Genomic DNA, 21,130 nt, shown 5'->3' with positions numbered 1-21,130 from the left:
GAAGGACATCGTCCATGGCAAAAATACAAGGCATCGCCGAAATGCTCGGCATCTTCCCCTGCCTCGGCAGCGGCCGAAGAAGGCGTCGTTTGAGTTCTGAAGAGCTGAAGCTGGTGGAGCGTTATCGCGAGTTGTCGGAGAGTGACCGGATAGCGATGCGGTATCTGGTGGATGCGATGCGGAGTGTTTCGCGGTTTTAGTGTTTGGATAGCCACTTGTGGCTAGGGAGCAAGCTCCTTAACCACAAGTTCGTTGTTCGGGTGAGCATCAGCGACAAGTAGCCAACACCGGATACGGCTTCTGGCCGTGCGTCAACTCCAGCACTTCAAGCCTCTGACCCCGGACTGCTGAATCTGCAGTAGCGGGATAAACGCCATTGTTCAGGCGCTAGCGGCGCCAAGTCCAGGTGCAAGTACAGCGTAGGAAACAGTACTTTTTCGCGAAGGCTGTATCTGTAGGAAACGCCTGTTTTTGCGCTGTCTGCAGCCGGCCTGCATCTGGGGCGCGTTTTTTCATTTATTTATGGAGATCCATGCAACGAACTGCAGGTTTTCTCCATGCTGATCGAATTTTCGGTTTCCAATTATCGCTCGTTCCGTGACAGGCAAACCCTGTCCATGGCAGCAAGCCCGCGCTTGAGCAAAACCCGAAACACTTTCAACGTCACCACGACCACTGAAAAACTTCCGGACCTGCTCAAGGTCGCTGCCATTTATGGCCCGAACGCTTCAGGCAAGTCCTCACTAGTTCGTGCGATGGGGATAGTGAGCAGGTTGCTGGCGACGCCAGCAGGCATCCAGGATGACGTGTTACCCGTTGCATCCTTTCGCTTTGACGCAGCGCTCAAAGAGTCTCCCAGCATTTTTGAATACGATTTCGTGCAATGTGGGCTGCGCTACCGATTTGTGCTCGCGTTGACGGCACAGCGAATTGTTCATGAACAATTGCTCTGCTATCCAAAAGGAAAAGAGACTTTGCTGTACAACCGTCAAGTTGATACTCAGGGCGAGCATTACACCTTTGGTAAAACTCTTGAAGGCGGTAAAGACGTACATTGTGCCTGGGGGCGTTTGACCAGTCCTAAGATGCTGTTCATCGCGCAAGCCGTTATCCATAGCAGCGAAGAGCTGACCCAGTTGCGCGCACCGTTTTGCTGGTTTCAAAGAGGCCTGCTGGTGGTCGAACAGAGCAACATGCGCAGCCTGTCTTCAGCATCGATTCGCTTTCTTCAGATGGCTGAAAGTCATACCAGCGATCTACGCGAATTTCTCTGTGCTCTGGATATTCCTGTATCAGCCATCCAGCTCAGTTCGGAACATTCTGTGGCGCCTCCAACCAACAGAAAAATGACATTGAAGGAGTTCGTTGCGGCTGCACAAGGAGACAGATTGACCCTTACGCACTCCAGTATCTCAGGCGAAGCCGAATTCGATTTTGCCGAAGAGTCATGCGGTACCAGGAACCTGATCGGCTTCTGGTTGCCTTGGTTCATGATGAATCAGGCTGGTGGCAGCGGCGTTCTCTGTGTCGATGAGTTGAACAGCAGTCTGCATCCTGAAATTGTCGTGGACTTGATTGGCAAACATTTGGACAGCGGGCTGAATACCCAGTTGATTTTCACCACTCACGACACGCACCTGATGAATGAAAAGATTCTGCGGCGTGATCAGTTCTGGATTACGGAACGTGATGCTTACGGTGCGACGAGTCTGTTTTCCGTTCACGACTTTGAAGGCCGAGAAAGCGAGGACGTTGAGAAACGTTATTTCGAGGGGCGCTATCGCGGGCTGCCGCTGATCAGGCAGGGCTGACAATGGTGAGTTTGAACAAGTCGTTTGATCGAAAAGCGTCACGCTTCAAACCGCAACCCAAAGTGCTTGTGCTCTGTGAGGACAGCAAGTCGGGAAAGCGTTATCTGGAGGAAGCCGCATTTCACTTTCGGGCCAGGGCTCAGGTTGAGATCGTCCACTGCGGTGTGACACACCCGAGCGGTATCGTTGAGCGGGCAGTGATGCGGCAGAAACGCTTCGATAAGGTATTTTGTGTATTGGATCGCGATACGCATCTGTGCTTCGAGCGTGCGTTGAGGACGGCCAAATTGCATCCAAAAATCAACGTCATCGCATCGTATCCGTGCTTCGAGTTCTGGCTCCTTTTGCACTTTGGCTTCAGTCGGAAGCCATATCGGGCCGCCGGGAAAAACTCCCCAGGTGATCTGGTGAACAAGTGCTTGAGGACTAAGCCGGATATGGCGGGTTATGAGAAGGGCAGAGACATCAGTTATTTCACCCGGTTGCTGGGTGAGCCGTTCCAGCGGGCGAGAACGCTTGCGCCGAAAGTGCTTGAGGATGTCGCGGTCAGTGGTGAGCCCAATCCCAGTACGGAAATCCATTTGCTGATGGATGAGTTCGAGACATTATCCAAGCCTCAACTCATCTAGCACCCTGCACCGGCCCGCATCCTTGCGGGCCGGTTGCTGATATTTAGCGACTCACCTTCCACGCATCCCCAGCCGGCGCCTTCCCATGGTCATACGGCTTGCCGATCCACATATAAACCAAGCCCAGCCCAATCACGATCACCGTACTCAACACCATCGCATAGTTCACGTACCACGCCGCATCCGGCGTACGTGGCCAGGCCATGTTGATGATTGCGCCGACGCCATACACCAGCGCGCCGATGTTCACTGGCCAGCCCCACGCGCCGAGGGTGAATTTGCCGCTGGGTTTCCAGCCTTTCATTCGCGCGTACAAAGCGGCCAGCACGATCATCTGGAACGCGAGGTAGATGCCGATGGCGGCGAAGCTGACGATGGTGGCCACGGCGTCTTGCAGGAAGAAGCCGAGGGCGATGATCAGGGCGGGCAGGACGCCGGACACGAACAGCGCGGCAACGGGCACCTGAGTGGTAGGAGAAATCTTTTTCAGCAGTCGGCTGCCGATGACCATTTCATCGCGAGCGTAGGAGTACAGCAGACGGCTCGCCGCAGCCTGCAGGCTGATGACGCAGGAGATGAAGGAAATCATTACCACGCCCATCACCACTTTCGAACCGACCGGGCCGAAGGCGTTGTTGAGGATGGTGGTGACCGGGTCCTTGTCGGTGCCGTTGATCACCGCTTGCATGTCCGGCACGGCGAGGATCAGCGCCAGGCAGGCGAACATCGCCGCGATGCCGCCGATGTAGATGGTCATGCGCATGGCCACCGGGATTTTCGCGCTCGGGTTCGGGGTTTCTTCGGCAACATCGCCGCAGGCCTCGAAGCCGTAGTAGAGGAACATCCCCGCCAGCGAAGCGGTGAGAAACGCCGGCAGGTACGAGCCGTCGACGCGTATGTCGAAGGTGTTGAACAGCACGCTCAGCGGCTGGTGACGCTCGAAGATCAGCAGGTACACGCCGACGATCACCGCGCCGACCAGTTCGCAGAGGAAACCGAACATGGCAATGCGCGCCAGCACTTTCGTGCCGCTCAGATTGACCAGCGTGGCGAACAAGGTCAGCACCAGCGCGATGACGATGTTGGTGTTGTTGCTCGGTTCAAACCCGAGCATGGCCGCCAGATACGGGCCGGCACCGACGGCCACCGCCGCGATGGTCACGCACAGGGCGATGGAGTAGATCCAGCCGACCATCCACGCCCACTTCTTGCCGACCAGACGTCGCGCCCATGGATAGACGCCGCCGGAAATCGGGAACTGCGAGACCACTTCGCCGAAGATCAGGCACACCAGCAACTGCCCGCAACCGACCAGCAAGTAAGCCCAGAACATCGGTGGCCCGCCGGCCGCGAGGCACAGGCCGAACAGGGTATAAACCCCTACGACCGGTGACAGATAAGTGAAGCCCAGGGCGAAGTTTTCCCACAGGCTCATGCTGCGGTTGAAGTTCGAGGTGTAGCCGAGTTTGCGCAGTTGTTCGGCATCGCTGTCGGCAACGGCGGCCGAGAGTTCGGGTGAGGCACTCATGTGTTTTGCTCCGGGAAATCGGCAGATTTCGGATGGCCGAGGCCGTGGCGGGGCTTTGCGGGCGCCGCCCGGGTCGGTAGTTATTGTTAGGTGTTGAATCCTGGTGGTGCGTGTGGCCGGTTTCTGCCTTGAAGCCGGAGTTGACGCCATCGCGAGCAGGCTCACTCCTACAGGTTGAAATGCGATTCCTTGTAGGAGCCAGCCTGCTGGCGATGCTTTAGTGCTTGAACATCACATGCCGAACCGTGGTGTAGTCCTCCAGCCCGTACATGGACATGTCCTTGCCATAGCCGGACAACTTCTGACCGCCATGCGGCATTTCGCTGACCAGCATGAAGTGCGTGTTGACCCAGGTGCAGCCGTACTGCAACCGCGCGGACAAGCGATGGGCGCGTCCGACATCCGCCGTCCATACCGAGGAGGCGAGGCCGTAGTCGGAATCGTTGGCCCACTCCAGCGCCTGCGCTTCATCGGTGAATTTGGTCACCGAGACCACTGGGCCGAACACTTCGCGGCGAACGATCTCGTCATCCTGTTGCGCGTCGGCCAGCACCGTCGGTTCGAAGAAGAATCCGTTGCCCTCAACAGCCTTGCCGCCGGTGATCAAGCGAATGTGCGACTGCGCTACGGCACGTTCGACGAATGCGGCGACGCGGTCGCGATGTTGCGCGGTGATCAGCGGCCCCAGTTCGGTCGACGGATCATCCTGCAAGCCGTACTTGATGCTGCTGACCGCTGCGCCGAGCTTCTCGACGAACTGGTCGTAGATGCCTTGCTGCGCGTAGATCCGGCACGCGGCGGTGCAGTCCTGCCCGGCGTTGTAGAAACCGAACGTACGAATGCCTTCAACCGCCGCATCGATGTCGGCGTCGTCAAAGATGATCACCGGCGCCTTGCCGCCCAGTTCCATGTGCATGCGTTTCACGCTGTCGGCGGTGCTGGAAATGATGTTCGAGCCAGTGGCGATGGAGCCGGTCAGCGAGACCATGCGCACTTTCGGGTGAGTCACCAGCGGGCTGCCGACGCTAGGACCGCGACCAAACACCAGATTGAATACACCGGCCGGGAAGATTTCCGACGCCAGTTCGGCCAGACGCAACGCGGTCAGCGGGGTCTGTTCCGACGGCTTGAGCACCACGGTATTACCGGCGGCGAGGGCCGGAGCGATTTTCCAGGCGACCATCATCAGCGGGTAGTTCCACGGCGCGATGGAGGCGATCACACCCACCGGGTCGCGGCGGATCATCGAGGTGTGGCCGGGCAGGTATTCGCCACCGGCCGAACCGCTCATGCAACGGCTGGCGCCGGCGAAGAAACGGAACACATCGGCAATCGCCGGGATCTCGTCGTTCAGTGCGGCGCTGTAGGGTTTGCCGCAGTTGTCGGATTCGAGTTTGGCCAGTTCCTCGCCGTGGGCTTCGATGGCGTCGGCGAGTTTGAGCAGCAGCAGCGAACGGTCTTTCGGCGAAGTTTGCGACCACTCGGCGAACGCGTTGTCGGCGGCGCGCACGGCGGCGTCGACCTGGGCCTCGGAGGCTTCGTTGATTTCCACGAGTACGCTGCCGAGCGCCGGGTTGAGCACTGGTTGGGCCGGGCCTTCGCCGTTGACCAGGTGGCCGTTGATCAAGAGTCTGGTTTGCATGTCTGTTGTCCTCGCTAACACTTTTATTGTTCTGTCGAAACCGGATTGAAACGGTGGGAGCGGGCTTGCTCGCGAAAGCGCTGTGTCAGTCAACATCGATGTTGGATGTGACGGCCTCTTCGCGAGCAAGCCCGCTCCCACAGGGGGATTTTGGTGTCTGTCAGATATTCATTTCCCGCCGCTACCGGCGACGCTCTCGCCACCCCGGGTCAGGTAATACGCGCCGAGAATCGGCAGCATGGTCACCATCATCACCAGCATGGCGACCACGTTGGTCACCGGCACATCCCGTGGGCGGCTGAGCTGGTTGAGCAGCCACAACGGCAACGTGCGCTCATGCCCGGCGGTGAAGGTGGTGACGATGATCTCGTCGAACGACAGCGCAAACGCCAGCATGCCGCCGGCCAGCAACGCCGAGCCGAGGTTCGGCAGGATGATGTAGCGAAAGGTCTGCCAGCCGTCGGCGCCGAGGTCCATCGAGGCTTCGATCAGGCTGTGCGACGTGCGGCGCAGGCGGGCGATGACGTTGTTGTAGACGATCACCACACAGAAGGTCGCGTGGCCGACGATGATGGTGAACATCCCCGGCTCGATCCCCAGCGTCTTGAACGTTGCCAGCAGCGCGATCCCGGTGATGATCCCCGGCAGGGCGATCGGCAAAATCAGCATCAGCGAAATGCCCTGTTTGCCAAAGAAATCGCGACGGTACAACGCTGCCGAAGCCAGCGTGCCGAGCACCATCGCGATCAACGTGGCGATGGCGGCAATCTGCAGCGAGAGCTTGATCGCCTCCAGCACATCCGGCCGTGAAAACGCCACGCTGAACCAGTGCAGGGTGAAGCCCTTCGGCGGAAAGCTGAATGCGGCTTCCTCGGTGTTGAAGGCGTAAAGGAAGATGATCAGGATCGGGAAGTGCAGGAACACCAACCCGCCCCAGGCGGCGATGCGCAGACCCAGTGAAGCGCGCTCAGAGTGCATCGAAGGCCCCCAGACGTTTGACGATGGACAGGTAAACCGCGATCAACACAATCGGCACCAACGTGAACGCCGCGGCCATCGGCATGTTGCCGATCGCACCTTGCTGCGCGTAGACCATGCTGCCGACGAAGTAGCCCGGCGGGCCCACCAGTTGCGGCACGATGAAATCGCCCAGGGTCAGCGAAAACGTGAAGATCGAACCGGCAGCAATCCCCGGGATCGACAACGGCAAAATCACCTGCATGAAGGTCTGGCGCGGCTTGGCGCCGAGGTCGGCAGAGGCTTGCAGCAGTGACGGCGGCAGACGCTCCAGCGACGCCTGAATCGGCAGGATCATGAACGGCAGCCAGATGTAGACGAACACCATGAAGCGCCCCAGATGCGAGGTCGACAAGGTACTGCCGCCGACGCCGGGAATGCCGAGGATGAACTGCAACACCGGCTCCAGTCCCAGATGCTGCACGAACCATTGCGCGACGCCGCCCTTGGCCAGCAGCAGCGTCCAGGCGTAGGCCTTGACGATGTAACTGGCCCACATCGGCATCATCACCGCGATGTAGAAAAACGCCTTGGTCTTGCCTGTGGTGTAGCGCGCCATGTAGTAGGCAATCGGGAACGCGACGATGGCGCTGGCGATCGACACGATGATGGCCATGCTCAGCGTACGCAGGATGATGTCGAAGTTCGACGGCTGGAACAGCGCGGCAAAATTCGCCAGCGTCAGGTCAGGGGTGACCGCCATGGTGAAGTCGTCGAAGGTGTAGAAACCCTGCCACAACAGCACCAGCAACGAGCCGAGGTAGATCGCGCCGAACCACAGCAACGGCGGCACCAGCAGCAGCGACAGATAAAGATTCGGCTTGCGATAGAGCAGGTTGGAAAACCGGCGCAAGGGCGGTGCCTGGGTCATTGCGAGCGTGCTCATGTCAGACCCCGCTCGCAACGGTATCGTGCAGCGGAATCATCGCTTCCCGCGCCCAGCGAGCGCTCAGGCGCTGGCCGGTCTGGTGCTGCGCGCTGCTGTCGATCCACTGATTGTTGGCGTGGCTGATGCTCAGGGTCTGGCCGTTTTCCAGCGTCAGTTCATAGCGCGTGGCGCTGCCCTGATACTGGATGTCGTGGAGCAGACCGCTGACTTCGATTTCATGGCTGGCGAGCGGCCCTTCGGCGAAACGCACGTGCTCGGGGCGAATCGAAAACGGCTGCGGATGGCCGCTGAGCTGACGCGCCAGATCGCCACGAATCACGTTCGAAGTACCGACGAATTCGGCGACGAAGGTTGTAGTGGGTTTCATGTACAGATTGCGCGGGGTGTCGACCTGCTCGATACGGCCCTTGTTGAACACCGCCACGCGGTCGGACATCGACAGCGCTTCGGTCTGGTCGTGGGTGACGAAGATGAAGGTGATGCCGAGCTGGCGCTGCAGTTTCTTCAATTCACTTTGCATCTGTTCGCGCAACTTCAGATCGAGAGCGCCCAACGGTTCATCGAGCAACAGCACCCGTGGGCGATTGACCAGGGCGCGGGCGAGGGCGACACGCTGGCGCTGACCGCCGGACAACTGCACCGGTTTGCGTGCGCCGTAGCCACCGAGGGCGACCATGTCCAACGCCTCTTCGGCGCGCTTGTGGCGCTCGGTTTTGCTCACGCCTTTGACTTTCAAGCCGTAGGCGACGTTGTCCAGCACGTTCATGTGCGGGAACAGCGCGTAATCCTGGAAGACGGTGTTCACATCACGTTGATACGGCGGCAGACCGGCGGCTTCGGCGCCGTGAATGCGGATCGAGCCGGCACTCGGTTGTTCGAACCCGGCGATCAGGCGCAGGCAGGTGGTCTTGCCCGAGCCGGAAGGGCCGAGCATGGAAAAGAACTCGCCGTCCTGGATATCGATGGAAACCCGGTCAACGGCTTTCACTTCGCCGAACTGCCGGGAAACGTTGGTGAACTGGACTGCAAGCGTCATGGTGCGGTGCTCCAAAAAGGCGCGGGCCGTCGCAGCGGCCCTGCCTGGACTTCTGAAAAAGCTGAATCTTGTTGCTTTTGTGGCGAGGGAGCTTGCTCCCGCTGGAGTGCGCAGCACTCCCGGATTGGCCACATGCGATTTGACTGGCAGACCGCATTGACAGGTCTTGGGGCGGCTTCGCCACCCAGCGGGAGCAAGCTCCCTCGCCACCGGTGAGCGGCGTGTCAGCGACCGCCCATGATCGCAATGTAGTCCTGAGTCCAGCGGCTATAAGGCACGAACTTGCCGCCCTCGGCCTGCGGGGTTTTCCAGAAGGCGATCTTGTCGAACTGGTCGAAGCCATTGGTCTTGCAGCCCTCGGCGCCGAGCAGTTCGCTCTCCTTGCACGCCGCCGGCACTGCTGGCAGGGAACCAAACCACGCCGCCACATCACCCTGGACTTTCGGCTGCAACGACCAGTCCATCCACTTGTACGCGCAGTTCGGGTGCTTGGCCTCGGCGTGCAGCATGGTGGTGTCGGCCCAACCGGTAGCGCCTTCTTTCGGGATGGTCGAAGCGATCGGTTGTTTCTCGTTGATCAGGCCGTTGACCTGATACGGCCACGCGCTCGACGCCACCACACCTTCGTTCTTGAAGTCACTCATCTGCACCGTGGTGTCGTGCCAGTAGCGGTGAATCAACGGCTGCTGCGCGCGCAGCAGATCGAGCACGGCTTTGTACTGCGCTTCGGTCAGTTGATACGGATCCTTGATCCCCAGCTCAGGCTTGGCAGTCTTCAGGTACAACGCCGCATCGGCGATGTAGATCGGCCCGTCATACGCTTGCACGCGGCCCTTGTTCGGCTTGCCATCGGGCAGCTCCTGAGCCGCGAACACTACGCTCCAGCTGGTTGGCGCGGTCTTGAACACGTTAGTGTTGTACATCAGCACGTTCGGGCCCCACTGATACGGGGTGCCGTAGGTCTGGTTGTTGACCACGTACCACGGCGCATCTTTCAGACGTGGGTCGAGGGTTTTCCAGTTCGGGATCAACGCGGTGTTGATCGGTTGCACGCGCTTGCCGACGATCAGGCGCAACGAGGCATCGCCCGAGGCGGTGACCAGGTCGTAACCGCCCTTGGCCATCAGGCTGACCATCTCGTCGGAGGTGGCAGCGGTCTTGACGTTGACCTTGCAGCCGGTTTCCTTCTCGAAACCGCTCACCCAGTCGTAGGCCTTGTCGCTTTCGCCACGTTCGATGTAGCCCGGCCAGGCCACGATATCCAACTGACCTTCGCCGGCGCCGACCGCCTTCAGCGGCTCGGCAGCTTGCAGGCTGGCGCTGGCCAGCAGGGCTGTGGTGATTGCACTGAGCAGTGCGGTCTTGTGCACGAACATGGTTGAACCCTCTTCTTTAAATTATGGTCGGGGCAGTTGTGAACGCGGTGAAGCCATGCCGTTTTGCGGCTTGTTATTAGCGTAGTCAGAGATGCTGGCCGTGGCGGGCCATGATGTGCCGCACCACGCTGTAGTCCTGCAACGAATCACTGGATAAGTCTTTGCCGTAACCCGAACGTTTCAGCCCGCCGTGGGGCATTTCGCTGACCAGCATGAAGTGGCTGTTGATCCAGGTGCAGCCGTACTGCAAACGGGCGGCGACCTGCATCGCCTTGTCCAGATTCTGCGTCCATACCGACGACGCGAGGCCGTATTCGGAGTCGTTGGCCCAGTCCACCGCTTGCGCGAGTTCGTCGAAGCGGGTCACGGTGACCACCGGGCCGAACACTTCGCGCTGGACGATTTCATCGCTCTGTTTGCAGCCAGCGAGCAGCGTCGGTTGGTAAAAGAAACCAGCGCCGGAATGCACCGCCGCGCCAGTCACCCGCTCGATGTGCGGTTGACCGAGGGCGCGCTCGACGAAACTGGCGACGCGGTCGCGCTGGCGGGTGCTGATCAGCGGACCGATCTCGTTGTCGGCATCGCGCTTGCCGGCGAAGCGCAGGCTGCTGACCGCTGCGCCGAGTTCGGCGACCAGTTTGTCGTGAATCCCGGCCTGCGCGTAGATCCGGCACGCGGCGGTGCAGTCCTGCCCGGCGTTGTAGTAACCGTAAGTGCGCACGCCGTCGACCACCGCTTGAATGTCGGCGTCGTTGCAGACGATCACCGGGGCTTTGCCGCCGAGTTCCAGATGCGTGCGCTTGAGGGTTTTTGCCGCCGCCTGAAGGATCTTCTGCCCGGTGACGATATCGCCGGTCAGCGAGACCATGCGCACCTTGGCGTGACCGACCAGATGACTGCCGACGCCTTCGCCACCGCCGCAGATGATGTTGATCACCCCGCGCGGCAGGATCTCGGCCAGTGCGGGCGCCAGCGCGAGGATCGACAGCGGCGTGTGTTCGGATGGCTTGAACACCAGGGTGTTGCCGGCGGCGAGGGCCGGGGCGATTTTCCACGCGGCCATCATGATCGGGTAGTTCCACGGCGCAATCGAGGCCACGACGCCAATCGGATCGCGGCGCACCATGCTGGTGTAGCCCGGCAGGTATTCACCGCTGAGCTGACCGGTCTGGCAGCGCACGGCGCCGGCAAAGAAGCGGAACACGTCGACGGTGGCGGTCAGATCGTCCTGCCGCGCCAGGTGCAGCGGCTTGCCGCAGTTCAAGGATTCGAGGCGGGCGAGGTAGTCGGCGTGTTTTTCCACCGCGTTGGCGATTTCCAGCAGCAGGTTCGAGCGTTGCTGTGGCGTGGTCCGTGACCATTCGGCAAGGGCGCGGTGGGCGGCGAGGATCGCAGTTTCGACTTGCTCAGTGCTAGCCTCGGCGATGTGGGTGAGGATTTCACCGGTGGCCGGGTTGAGGATCGGTTCGACAAAACCTTGCCCGGCGACCAGTTCGCCGTCGATCAACAACGCGGTACACATCGGGGTCTGCACGCCAGCCATTTTCCGCGATCTCTTTTCTTGTGTGGTCATTGTTGCTCCCGTGCCCGGGAGCCGACCGTCTTATAGATGCTGCAAGACTAGTGCGCGGCTCCGAGGTCGACAAATTCTAAATACTGAAGGTGGCATTCGATTAAATAGATGGCTTGCGTCCGCCGTGCGGTTGTTCGCGGGCCACGGTCAGGAATGGATCAACCAGCGCGGGGCGCGCTGTCCCTCGGCGCCAGGCCAAACCGACATCGAGGGTCTGGTTGAGGTCGGCAATCGGCCGCGCTTCGATGATGTCGCCTTCCAGTGACCACGGGCGGTAAGTCATGTCCGGTTGAATCGATACGCCCAGACCCGCCGCTACGAGGCTTCGCACCGCTTCGGTGGAGGCCGTGCGCAGGGTGATCTTCGGTTGCAGCCCGGCGCCGCGCCACAAGCGCTGGGCATTGCGATCCATCTCGTCGACGTTCAGTTGAATCAGCGGCTCGCGAGCGACGTCGGCGAGGTTGATGCTGTCGTGTTCCAGCAATGGATGCTGGGCCGGCAGCCACAGACGGTGCGGCGAGTGGGTCAGCACTTCGGTCTGCAAGGCGTGACGGTCTTCGAGGTTGGAGAGGATCAGTACGCCAATATCGATCTCGCCGCTGACCAACAGGTGCTCGATGTAGGGGCGCTCGTCCTCCATCACGCGGATTTCGACATTGGGGTAGGCGCGCTGAAAGCGGGTGAGCAGATCGGCGAGGTAGTAACCGGCGACCAGACTGGTCACCCCGACGATCAACTGCCCGGCAACCTGATCGGTGCTTTGTTGCAGGCTGCGCTTGGCGTTATCCACCGTGGCCAGAATCAGGTGCGCCTGACGCAGGAACTGATGGCCCTGATGAGTCAGGGTCATGCCCTTGGCGTGACGGCTGAACAGGCTGACGCCGATTTCCTCCTCCAGTTGCTGGATCGCCAGGGTCAACGTCGATTGGGAAATGAACGCGGTTTGCGCCGCCGCGGAAATCGAGCCGGTCTCGGCCACCGCGATGAAGTGACGGATCTGACGCAGGGTCATCATGAGCAGGGTACCCGGTGGGCGGTTTTTATAGATTGGCTGGAGTGTATATCTATTTTCACGAAGGGCTGGTGCAGGCGGAGCAACATCTGGAAGCACACTCGCAGGCCGGGCCGGGGCACTTTCGAACTAGGCTGAGGGCCTGATAGATCCGGATAACCCCTGTTTTGGAGGCTGAACATGAACACCCGTGGATTGCTCGATCAACTACTCAAGTCCGGCCAGGATCTGTTGCAGAACAAGGCCGGTGGCGCGCAGAACAAACCGGCGGCTGGTGGCCTGGGCGGTTTGCTCGGTGGCACTTCAGGCGCTGGTGCGCTGGGTGGCCTGCTCTCGGGGGCGGGCGGTGGCGCGTTGGCTGCCGGGGCGATGGGCCTGCTGCTCGGCAGCAAAAAAGCGCGCAAGGTCGGCGGTAAAGTTGCGGTCTACGGTGGCCTCGCTGCCCTTGGTGTGCTGGCCTATAAGGCTTACGGCAACTGGAACGCGCAAAAAGGCACCGCCCCACAAAACGAACCGCAGACGCTGGATCGACTGCCACCCGCGCAAGCCGAGCAACACAGCCAGGCGATTCTCAAAGCACTGGTCGCCGCCGCCAAGGCTGACGGCCACATTGATGACCGTGAGCGCCAGTTGATCGAAGGCGAGTTCACCAAACTCGACAACGATCAGGAACTGCAACACTGGCTGCACGCCGAACTCAACAAACCCCTCGACCCAGCCGATGTCGCCCGCGCCGCCGGCACCCCGGAAATGGCCGCGGAGATGTACATCGCCAGTGTGATGTTGGTGGATGAGGAAAGCTTTATGGAAAAGGCCTATCTGGAAGAGTTGGCGAAGCAACTCAAGCTGGAGCCGGGATTGAAGGTAGAACTGGAGAAACAGGTGCGCTTGACCGCTGCGTAATGCCGGCGGGCCCTTCGCGAGCAGGCTCGCTCCTTCCTTTGGAATGCGTTCCCTTGTAGGAGTGAGCCTGCTCGCGATTGCTTTCCAGCCTCACAACAACAGCAATGGCCGATCCATCGCCCCTTTTTGCCATTCCATCGCTGGCACGCCAGCCCGGGATTGTCGGACAGTCCCACCCCAGAGCCTTCCCGCCAAGCACGTCGGGCGGGCCCGAGGGTTAAAAAGCGTCTTATAAATGAAACACCGCCCTCGGCTATACTCCCCGCATTTCGACTTAGGCACGAGGACTCACTGTGAAGAACTGGACGTTGCGCCAACGCATTTTGGCGAGCTTTGCGGTGATTATCGCCATCATGTTGCTGATGGTCGTTGTTTCGTATTCACGCTTGCTGAAGATCGAAGCCAGTGAAAGCAGTGTGCGTGACGACGCGGTGCCCGGCGTCTATTACAGCTCGATGATTCGTGGCGCCTGGGTCGACAGCTATCTGCAGACCCAGGAACTGCTCGGCCTCAAGGAAGGGCAGGGCATCAGCAGCGAAGACGCAGCGGACTACAAGGCGTTCGAGACGCGCCTGCAAGAGCAGATGGCCAACTACCGCAACACCGTCACCACCGATGAAGACCGGGTCGAGTTCGCCGCGTTCGAGAAAGACCACGACGTCTACATGCAGATCCAGGATCAGGTGCTCGACTTGCACAAGCGCAACCTGGAAGCCGAGGCGGTCAAGCTGTTCACCGAGAAGCTGACCCCGGCGTGGTACACCGGCCGCATGAAACTCAATGACATCATCGGCGAGAACAAGAAGGTTGCCGATCAGGCCATGGCCAACATCGACGAAGCTGTGGCGGCAGCCAAGGTCAGCATGTTCGTCTCGCTGCTGGTGGCGGTGCTGGCGGCCGGTGCCTGCGGTCTGCTGCTGATGCGCGCGATCATGGCGCCGATGAACCGCATCGTGAAAATCCTCGAAATCATGCGTACCGGCGACCTGAGCAGCCGTCTGAACCTCGACCGCAAGGACGAGTTCGGCGCGGTGGAAACCGGCTTCAACGACATGATGACCGAGCTGACTTCGCTGGTGTCCCAGGCCCAGCGCTCCTCGGTGCAGGTGACCACCTCGGTGACCGAAATCGCCGCCACTTCCAAGCAGCAACAGGCCACCGCTACCGAAACTGCGGCCACCACCACCGAGATCGGCGCGACCTCGCGGGAGATCGCCGCCACCTCGCGGGATCTGGTGCGCACCATGACCGAAGTGTCCACCGCCGCCGATCAGGCCTCGGTGCTAGCCGGTTCCGGCCAGCAAGGTCTGGCGCGGATGGAAGACACCATGCACTCGGTGATGGGCGCGGCCGATCTGGTCAACGCCAAACTGGCGATCCTCAACGAGAAGGCCGGCAACATCAATCAGGTGGTGGTGACCATCGTAAAAGTCGCCGACCAGACCAACCTGCTGTCGCTCAACGCCGCCATCGAGGCCGAGAAGGCCGGTGAATACGGTCGCGGTTTTGCCGTGGTCGCCACCGAAGTGCGGCGTCTGGCGGATCAGACCGCCGTCGCCACTTACGACATCGAACAAATGGTTCGCGAGATCCAGTCGGCGGTGTCCGCCGGCGTGATGGGCATGGACAAGTTCTCTGAAGAAGTGCGCCGTGGCATGTCCGAAGTGCAGCAGGTCGGCGAGCAGCTGTCGCAGATCATCCATCAGGTGCAGGCGCTGGCGCCGCGGGTGTTGATGGTCAACGAAGGCATGCAGGCCCAGGCCACCGGTGCCGAGCAGATCAACCACGCGCTGGTGCAGTTGGGCGATGCGAGCAGCCAGACTGTCGAGTCGTTGCGTCAGGCCAGTTTCGCCATTGACGAACTGAGCCAGGTGGCCGTCGGGCTGCGCAGCGGCGTTTCGCGATTCAAAGTCTGATGAGCGAAATCACCGCCAAACGCAGCGCTGCGCCAGTGGCGAAGCAGGCGTTGTTCCTGCTGTTTCGCATCGGCAACGAACGTTACGCCCTGCGCGCCACCGAGGTGGCGGAAGTGCTGCCGCGCCTGCCGTTGAAGCCGATTGCCCAGGCACCGCACTGGGTCGCCGGGGTGTTCGCCTATCGCGGTACGGTGGTACCGGCGCTCGACCTCAGTGCGCTGACCTTCGGCCAGCCTGCCGAGGCGCGCACCAGTACGCGGCTGGTGCTGGTGCATTACCGCCCGGATGAACGGCAGCCGTCGCGCTGGCTCGGGCTGATCCTTGAGCAGGCGACCGACACCCTGCGCTGCAACCCTAAAGATTTCCAGCCTTATGGCCTGGACAATCGTCAGGCGCCATACCTCGGCCCGGTGCGCGAAGATGCCCAGGGACTGGTGCAGTGGGTGCGGGTCAACGACTTGCTGGATGACGCGGTGCGCAGCCTGCTGTTTCCGGCGCCGCCTGAGGCGCAGTCATGAGCAGCGACCAGCGTTTTTTCGATTTCCTCAAGGAACGCATCGGTCTGGATGTCACCTCGGTGGGCCCGGCGATCATCGAGCGGGCGGTGCGTCAGCGCACCACGCTTTCGCAAGCGGCGCACAGCGATGAGTACTGGCAACTGCTGCAAGGCTCGCGTGACGAGCAGCAAGCGTTGATCGAAGCGGTGATCGTCCCCGAAACCTGGTTTTTCCGTTACCCGGAATCCTTCGCCACGCTTGGCAAGCTGGCGCGCAAGCGTCTGGACCAATTGAACAACATGCGCGCGCTGCGCATCCTCAGCTTGCCGTGCTCGACCGGCGAGGAACCCTATTCGATTGCCATGGCTTTGCTCGATGCCGGTCTCAAACCGCATCAGTTCAAGGTCGACGGCATGGACGTCAGCCCGCTGTCGGTGGACAAGGCGCGGCGGGCTCTTTACGGCAAGAACTCGTTTCGTGGTCAGGATCTGGACTATCGCGAGCGTCATTTCACCGCCGAGCCGGAGGGGCATCGGGTCAACGAAGCGGTGCGCGAGCAGGTGCGCCTGCAGGCCGGCAATGTGCTGGATCCGACGCTGCTGGCGGGTGAGCCGCCGTTCGATTTCGTGTTCTGCCGCAACCTTTTGATCTATTTCGACCAGCCGACCCAGAAGCAGGTGTTCGAAGTGCTCAAGCGTCTGACGCACGTTGATGGCGTGTTGTTCATCGGCCCGGCCGAGGGCAGTCTGCTCGGGCGTCTGGGCATGCGCTCCATCGGCATCCCGCAGTCGTTTGCCTTCAGTCGGCACAATGATCCGCTGCCGGAGCCGGTGTCATTGCCGACCCCCACGCCATTGCCCGTGCGCCAACCGTTGCGCAGTCCGCCGCCGCCACCGCCGGTGCGCCCGCGTCCGTTTGCCAGCGTTGCACCGCTGCCCGTCAACAGCAAAAGCGCCACCTCGGACGCGGCGACCTTGCTCGCCAACATCGCTGCGCTGGCCAACGAAGGCAAGAGTGCCGAAGCCCGCGCGGCATGTGAGCAGTACCTGCGCAGTCACGAACCGGTAGCCCAGGTGTTCTACTGGCTCGGCCTGCTCAGCGACGTTGCCGGCGCCGCCCTCGAAGCCCAGAGTTATTACCGCAAGGCCTTGTATCTTGAACCGCAACACCCCGAAGCGTTGATGCACCTGGCTGCCTTGCTGCAGGCCCAGGGTGACAGCGCCGGTGCCAGACGATTGCAGGAACGCGCCGCCCGCAGCGGCCGCACCGCCGACAGTGAGCGTAAACGATGATCCCGTCCGACACCTTGAACGTCACCCACGAAGACGCCCGGGCCATCGATGATTGCTGGAACCGTATCGGCATTCATGGCGACAAGTCCTGTCCGTTGCTGGCCGAGCATATTCATTGCCGCAACTGCGCGGTGTATTCCGCCGCCGCCACCCGTCTGCTCGACCGCTATGCGTTGCAGCAGGACGAGCGCGATCCGGTCGCCGTGGCGGTTGAAACCGATGTGAAAACCCGTTCGCTGCTGATGTTCCGCCTCGGCGAGGAATGGCTGGGACTGGCCACCCGCACTCTGGTGGAGGTGGCGCCGCTGCAGGCGATTCACTCGTTGCCGCATCAGCGTTCGCGGGCCTTGCTTGGCGTGGCGAACGTGCGCGGGGCGTTGGTCGCCTGCCTGTCGCTGGTCGAACTGCTCGATCTGGACGGCAACGCCGCACCGGCCAGCGGCGCGCGGATCATGCCGCGCATGCTGATCATCGCCGCCCACGGCGGGCCGGTGGTGGTGCCGGTGGACGAAGTCGACGGTATCCACGCCATCGAGGAAAAAATTCTCGACGCCGCGTCGCGTGCCGGCGGTGAACACCACAGCACCGCCAGCGCCAAATACACCCGTGGTGTCCTGCAATTTCGGGGGCGCAGCCTGCGTTGGCTGGATGAAGAACAGCTGCTGTCCGCCGTGACCCGGAGCCTCACATGACCCCCGAGCAAATGCGCGACGCCTCGCTGCTGGAGCTGTTCGGTCTCGAAGCGGAGGCCCAGACCCAGGTGCTCAGCAGCGGGCTGCTGGCGCTGGAGCGCAATCCGACCCAGGCCGATTATCTGGAATCGTGCATGCGCGCGGCGCACTCGCTCAAGGGCGCGGCGCGCATCGTCGGAATCGACAGCGGTGTCAGCGTCGCCCACGTGATGGAAGATTGCCTGGTCAGCGCTCAGGAAGGGCGGCTGTTGCTGCGCCCCGAACACATCGATGCGTTGTTGCAGGGCACCGATCTGTTGATGCGTATCGCCACGCCGGCCAATGCCCCGCTAGCGCCGGACATCGAAGCGTATGTGGCGTTGATGGGGCGCCTGCTTGACCCTTCGGCACCGCCCGCAGTGGCGCCGCCGCCGATGGCCGAGTTGCAGATGCAGGCGCCAACGCCGACTCCGATTGAGCCTCCAGCGACAGTGATCGATACACCGCTGGAAGCGTCCGATTCGGCTCCGCGCAAGAGCAAACGCACCACCGAAGGTGGCGAGCGGGTGCTGCGGGTTACCGCCGAACGCCTGAACAGCCTGCTCGACCTGTCGAGTAAATCGCTGGTCGAAACCCAGCGCCTCAAACCGCATCTGGCGACCATGCAGCGCCTCAAACGCATGCAGAATAACGGCCTGCGGGCACTGGAAAGCCTCAACGTGCATCTCAAGGAACACGCGCTGAGCCTCGAAGCCCAGGAAGCCCTTGAAGATGCCCGCCGCTTGCTGGCCGAGTCTCAGCAATTGCTCGCGGAAAAGAACGCCGAACTCGACGAATTCGCCTGGCAAGCCAGCCAGCGCGCCCAGGTGCTCTACGACACCGCGCTGGCCTGCCGCATGCGCCCGTTTGCCGACGTGCTCACCGGGCAGGTGCGCATGGTCCGGGATCTGGGGCGCAGCCTTGGCAAACAGGTGCGGCTGGAGATCGAGGGCGAGAAGACCCAGGTCGATCGCGACGTATTGGAAAAACTCGAAGCGCCGCTGACTCATTTGTTGCGCAACGCGGTCGACCACGGCATCGAAACCCCGGAACAACGCCTGCTCAAAGGCAAGTCCGAAGAAGGCCTGATCCGCCTGCGTGCCTCGCATCAGGCTGGTTTGCTGGTGCTGGAATTGAGCGATGACGGCAATGGCGTTGATCTGGAAAAGGTCCGCCGCAGCATCGTCGAACGTCAGCTTTCGCCCGCCGAAACGGCGGCGCAGTTGAGCGAAGACGAGCTGCTGACATTCCTGTTTCTGCCGGGCTTCAGCCTGCGCGACACGGTCACCGAAGTGTCTGGACGTGGCGTCGGTCTTGATGCGGTGCAGCACATGGTGCGGCAGTTGCGCGGTGCGGTGGTGCTGGAGCAGACGGCAGGCGAGGGCAGCCGCTTTCATCTGGAAGTGCCGCTGACCCTGTCGGTGGTGCGCAGTCTGGTGGTGGAAGTCGGCGAAGAGGCCTACGCCTTTCCGCTGGCGCACATCGAGCGCATGTGCGATCTGCAGCCACAGGACATCGTGCAGATCGAGGGGCGCCAGCATTTCTGGCACGAAGGCCGGCACGTCGGACTGGTCGCCGCCAGCCAGTTGTTGAATCGTCCGGCCAGTCAGACCAGCAGCGAAACCCTCAAGGTCGTGGTGATCCGCGAGCGCGATGCGGTCTACGGCGTGGCGGTCGAGCGTTTTGTCGGCGAGCGCACGTTGGTGGTGCTGCCGCTGGATGAGCGGCTGGGCAAGGTTCAGGACATTTCCGCCGGGGCGTTGCTCGACGACGGTTCGGTGGTGCTGATCGTCGATGTCGAGGACATGCTGCGGTCGGTGGACAAACTGCTCAATACCGGGCGTCTGGAACGTATCGCCCGCTATGGCAATCAGGCCGCCGAAGTGGCGCGCAAGCGGATTCTGGTGGTCGACGACTCGCTGACCGTGCGCGAGCTGCAACGCAAGCTGCTGCTCAATCGCGGCTACGACGTGGCGGTGGCGGTAGACGGCATGGACGGCTGGAACGCCTTGCGTTCGGAGGACTTCGATTTGCTGATCACCGACATCGACATGCCGCGCATGGACGGCATCGAGCTGGTCACCCTGTTACGCCGTGACAACCGTCTGCAATCGCTGCCGGTGATGGTGGTCTCGTACAAGGATCGTGAGGAGGACCGGCGTCGTGGACTGGATGCCGGCGCCGACTATTATTTAGCCAAGGCCAGTTTTCATGACGACGCCCTGCTTGATGCAGTGGTTGAGCTCATTGGAGGAGCGCGGGCATGAAAATCGCAATTGTCAACGACATGCCCCTGGCGGTAGAGGCGCTGCGCCGTGCGCTGGCCTTCGAGCCGGCGCATCAGGTGATCTGGGTCGCCAGAGATGGCGCCGAGGCGGTGCAACTGTGCGCCGAAAACACTCCGGATCTGATCCTGATGGACCTGATCATGCCGGTGATGGATGGCGTCGAGGCTACCCGGCGGATCATGGCCGAAACCCCGTGCGCCATCGTCATCGTCACGGTCGACCGCCAGCAGAACGTGCACAGGGTCTTCGAAGCCATGGGCCATGGCGCGCTGGACGTGGTCGATACCCCAGCCATTGGTGCGGGGAACGCGCAGGAAGCGGCGGCGCCGTTGCTGCGCAAGATCCTCAACATTGGCTGGCTGATCGGCGAGAAAACCCCGCGCTCGCGCCCGGTGCCGACGCCCCACCGCAGTTCGGCGTCGTGCAAGCGGCTGGTGGCGATCGGCTCGTCCGCCGGCGGACCGGCAGCGCTGGAAGTGTTGCTCAAGGGCCTGCCGCGCAATTTCTCGGCGGCCATCGTGCTGGTGCAGCACGTGGATCAGGTGTTTGCTGCCGGCATGGCCGAATGGCTGGCCAGCGCCAGCGGCCTCGATGTACGCCTGGCCCGCGAAGGCGAGCCGCCGCAGGCTGGCGCGGTGCTGCTGGCCGGCACCAACCACCATATTCGTTTATTGAAAAACGGCACGCTGGCCTACACCGCCGAGCCGGTCAATGAGATCTACCGACCTTCGATCGACGTGTTTTTCGAAAGTGTCGCCAGTTATTGGAACGGCGATGCGATCGGGGTTTTATTGACCGGAATGGGACGCGACGGGGCGCAAGGGCTTAAGCTCATGCGCCAGCAGGGTTATCTGACCATCGCGCAGGACCAGCAAAGCAGTGCGGTGTACGGCATGCCGAAGGCAGCAGCGGCCATCGATGCTGCCGTCGAAATCCGTCCACTGGAAAAGATCGCGCCACGGTTGCTGGAGGTTTTCCCCAAATGAACAGGCTATTCCGCAATCCTGGCCC

Annotated in this window: 18 protein-coding genes; 10 read left to right on the top strand and 8 right to left on the bottom strand. The window is 61.5% G+C overall.

The genetic code is table 11. The features are described 5' to 3' along the window. Positions 1 to 14: 14 nt before the first annotated feature. From LCH64_RS14215 to LCH64_RS14205, 3 genes are all read left to right on the top strand, one after another. Positions 15 to 200 (top strand): hypothetical protein, encoded by a 186-nt coding sequence (locus tag LCH64_RS14215; RefSeq protein ID WP_003222012.1) that lies wholly within the window; start codon positions 15 to 17, stop codon positions 198 to 200. Positions 201 to 557: 357 nt separating this feature from the next. Further along, entirely contained in the window at positions 558 to 1,811 is a 1,254-nt protein-coding gene (locus tag LCH64_RS14210; protein ID WP_201135714.1) for an ATP-binding protein, read from the top strand. Positions 1,812 to 1,813: 2 nt separating this feature from the next. Continuing rightward, entirely contained in the window at positions 1,814 to 2,440 is a 627-nt protein-coding gene (locus LCH64_RS14205) for an RloB family protein (RefSeq protein ID WP_003222016.1), read from the top strand. A 43-nt stretch (positions 2,441 to 2,483) separates the two neighbouring features. Here LCH64_RS14205 and LCH64_RS14200 read toward each other — a convergent pair whose 3' ends face one another. The 8 genes from LCH64_RS14200 to LCH64_RS14165 form a co-directional block, all read right to left on the bottom strand. Continuing rightward, a complete protein-coding gene (locus LCH64_RS14200; protein WP_201135713.1) occupies positions 2,484 to 3,968 on the bottom strand; it encodes an amino acid permease in 1,485 nt (494 codons plus the stop codon). A gap of 217 nt (positions 3,969 to 4,185) precedes the next feature. Next, on the bottom strand, positions 4,186 to 5,610 hold the full coding sequence (locus LCH64_RS14195) for a gamma-aminobutyraldehyde dehydrogenase (protein WP_226500563.1): 1,425 nt from the start codon (positions 5,608 to 5,610) through the stop codon (positions 4,186 to 4,188). Positions 5,611 to 5,778: 168 nt separating this feature from the next. Then, positions 5,779 to 6,588: an ABC transporter permease gene (locus LCH64_RS14190; RefSeq protein ID WP_003222021.1), complete on the bottom strand. Its 810-nt coding sequence runs from the start codon at positions 6,586 to 6,588 to the stop codon at positions 5,779 to 5,781. Continuing rightward, the gene (locus LCH64_RS14185; protein WP_226500562.1) at positions 6,578 to 7,513 is read right to left on the bottom strand and encodes an ABC transporter permease; all 936 of its coding nucleotides are present in this window, start codon (positions 7,511 to 7,513) and stop codon (positions 6,578 to 6,580) included. The genes LCH64_RS14190 and LCH64_RS14185 overlap by 11 nt, the downstream gene beginning before the upstream one ends. Before the next feature lies 1 nt (position 7,514). Next, positions 7,515 to 8,552 carry an ABC transporter ATP-binding protein gene (locus LCH64_RS14180; RefSeq protein WP_134785514.1) on the bottom strand — a complete coding sequence of 346 codons (1,038 nt, stop codon included), beginning with the start codon at positions 8,550 to 8,552 and terminating at the stop codon, positions 7,515 to 7,517. Between the two features lie 224 nt (positions 8,553 to 8,776). After that, entirely contained in the window at positions 8,777 to 9,928 is a 1,152-nt protein-coding gene (ydcS, locus tag LCH64_RS14175) for a putative ABC transporter substrate-binding protein YdcS (RefSeq protein ID WP_226500561.1), read from the bottom strand. Positions 9,929 to 10,013: 85 nt separating this feature from the next. After that, positions 10,014 to 11,471, bottom strand: a complete 1,458-nt coding sequence (locus LCH64_RS14170) for a gamma-aminobutyraldehyde dehydrogenase (protein ID WP_226500663.1) — start codon at positions 11,469 to 11,471, stop codon at positions 10,014 to 10,016. Positions 11,472 to 11,601: 130 nt separating this feature from the next. Beyond that, a complete protein-coding gene (locus LCH64_RS14165; protein ID WP_226500560.1) occupies positions 11,602 to 12,516 on the bottom strand; it encodes a LysR family transcriptional regulator in 915 nt (304 codons plus the stop codon). Between the two features lie 177 nt (positions 12,517 to 12,693). Here LCH64_RS14165 and LCH64_RS14160 point away from each other — a divergent pair, with 177 nt between their 5' ends. The 7 genes from LCH64_RS14160 (at position 12,694) to LCH64_RS14130 (ending at position 21,105) form a co-directional block, all read left to right on the top strand. Continuing rightward, entirely contained in the window at positions 12,694 to 13,416 is a 723-nt protein-coding gene (locus LCH64_RS14160; RefSeq protein ID WP_226500559.1) for a tellurite resistance TerB family protein, read from the top strand. A 293-nt stretch (positions 13,417 to 13,709) separates the two neighbouring features. Continuing rightward, positions 13,710 to 15,332, top strand: coding sequence for a methyl-accepting chemotaxis protein (locus LCH64_RS14155; protein WP_003222034.1), 1,623 nt, complete (start codon positions 13,710 to 13,712; stop codon positions 15,330 to 15,332). Further along, complete coding sequence (locus LCH64_RS14150; RefSeq protein WP_226500558.1) at positions 15,332 to 15,850, top strand: chemotaxis protein CheW; 519 nt, start codon at positions 15,332 to 15,334, stop codon at positions 15,848 to 15,850. The genes LCH64_RS14155 and LCH64_RS14150 overlap by 1 nt, the downstream gene beginning before the upstream one ends. Then, a complete protein-coding gene (locus LCH64_RS14145; protein ID WP_226500557.1) occupies positions 15,847 to 17,121 on the top strand; it encodes a protein-glutamate O-methyltransferase CheR in 1,275 nt (424 codons plus the stop codon). The genes LCH64_RS14150 and LCH64_RS14145 overlap by 4 nt, the downstream gene beginning before the upstream one ends. Further along, positions 17,118 to 17,813, top strand: a complete 696-nt coding sequence (locus tag LCH64_RS14140) for a chemotaxis protein CheW (RefSeq protein WP_226500556.1) — start codon at positions 17,118 to 17,120, stop codon at positions 17,811 to 17,813. The genes LCH64_RS14145 and LCH64_RS14140 overlap by 4 nt, the downstream gene beginning before the upstream one ends. Beyond that, the gene (locus tag LCH64_RS14135; RefSeq protein WP_226500555.1) at positions 17,810 to 20,098 is read left to right on the top strand and encodes a hybrid sensor histidine kinase/response regulator; all 2,289 of its coding nucleotides are present in this window, start codon (positions 17,810 to 17,812) and stop codon (positions 20,096 to 20,098) included. Before LCH64_RS14140 ends, LCH64_RS14135 begins: the two co-directional genes overlap by 4 nt. After that, complete coding sequence (locus tag LCH64_RS14130; protein ID WP_103485385.1) at positions 20,095 to 21,105, top strand: chemotaxis response regulator protein-glutamate methylesterase; 1,011 nt, start codon at positions 20,095 to 20,097, stop codon at positions 21,103 to 21,105. The genes LCH64_RS14135 and LCH64_RS14130 overlap by 4 nt, the downstream gene beginning before the upstream one ends. Positions 21,106 to 21,130: the final 25 nt, after the last annotated feature.

This window comes from Pseudomonas sp. MWU16-30322, from assembly GCF_020515535.1.
GTDB lineage: Bacteria > Pseudomonadota > Gammaproteobacteria > Pseudomonadales > Pseudomonadaceae > Aquipseudomonas > Aquipseudomonas fluorescens_H.
This window is presented reverse-complemented; position numbering and strand designations above follow the sequence as displayed.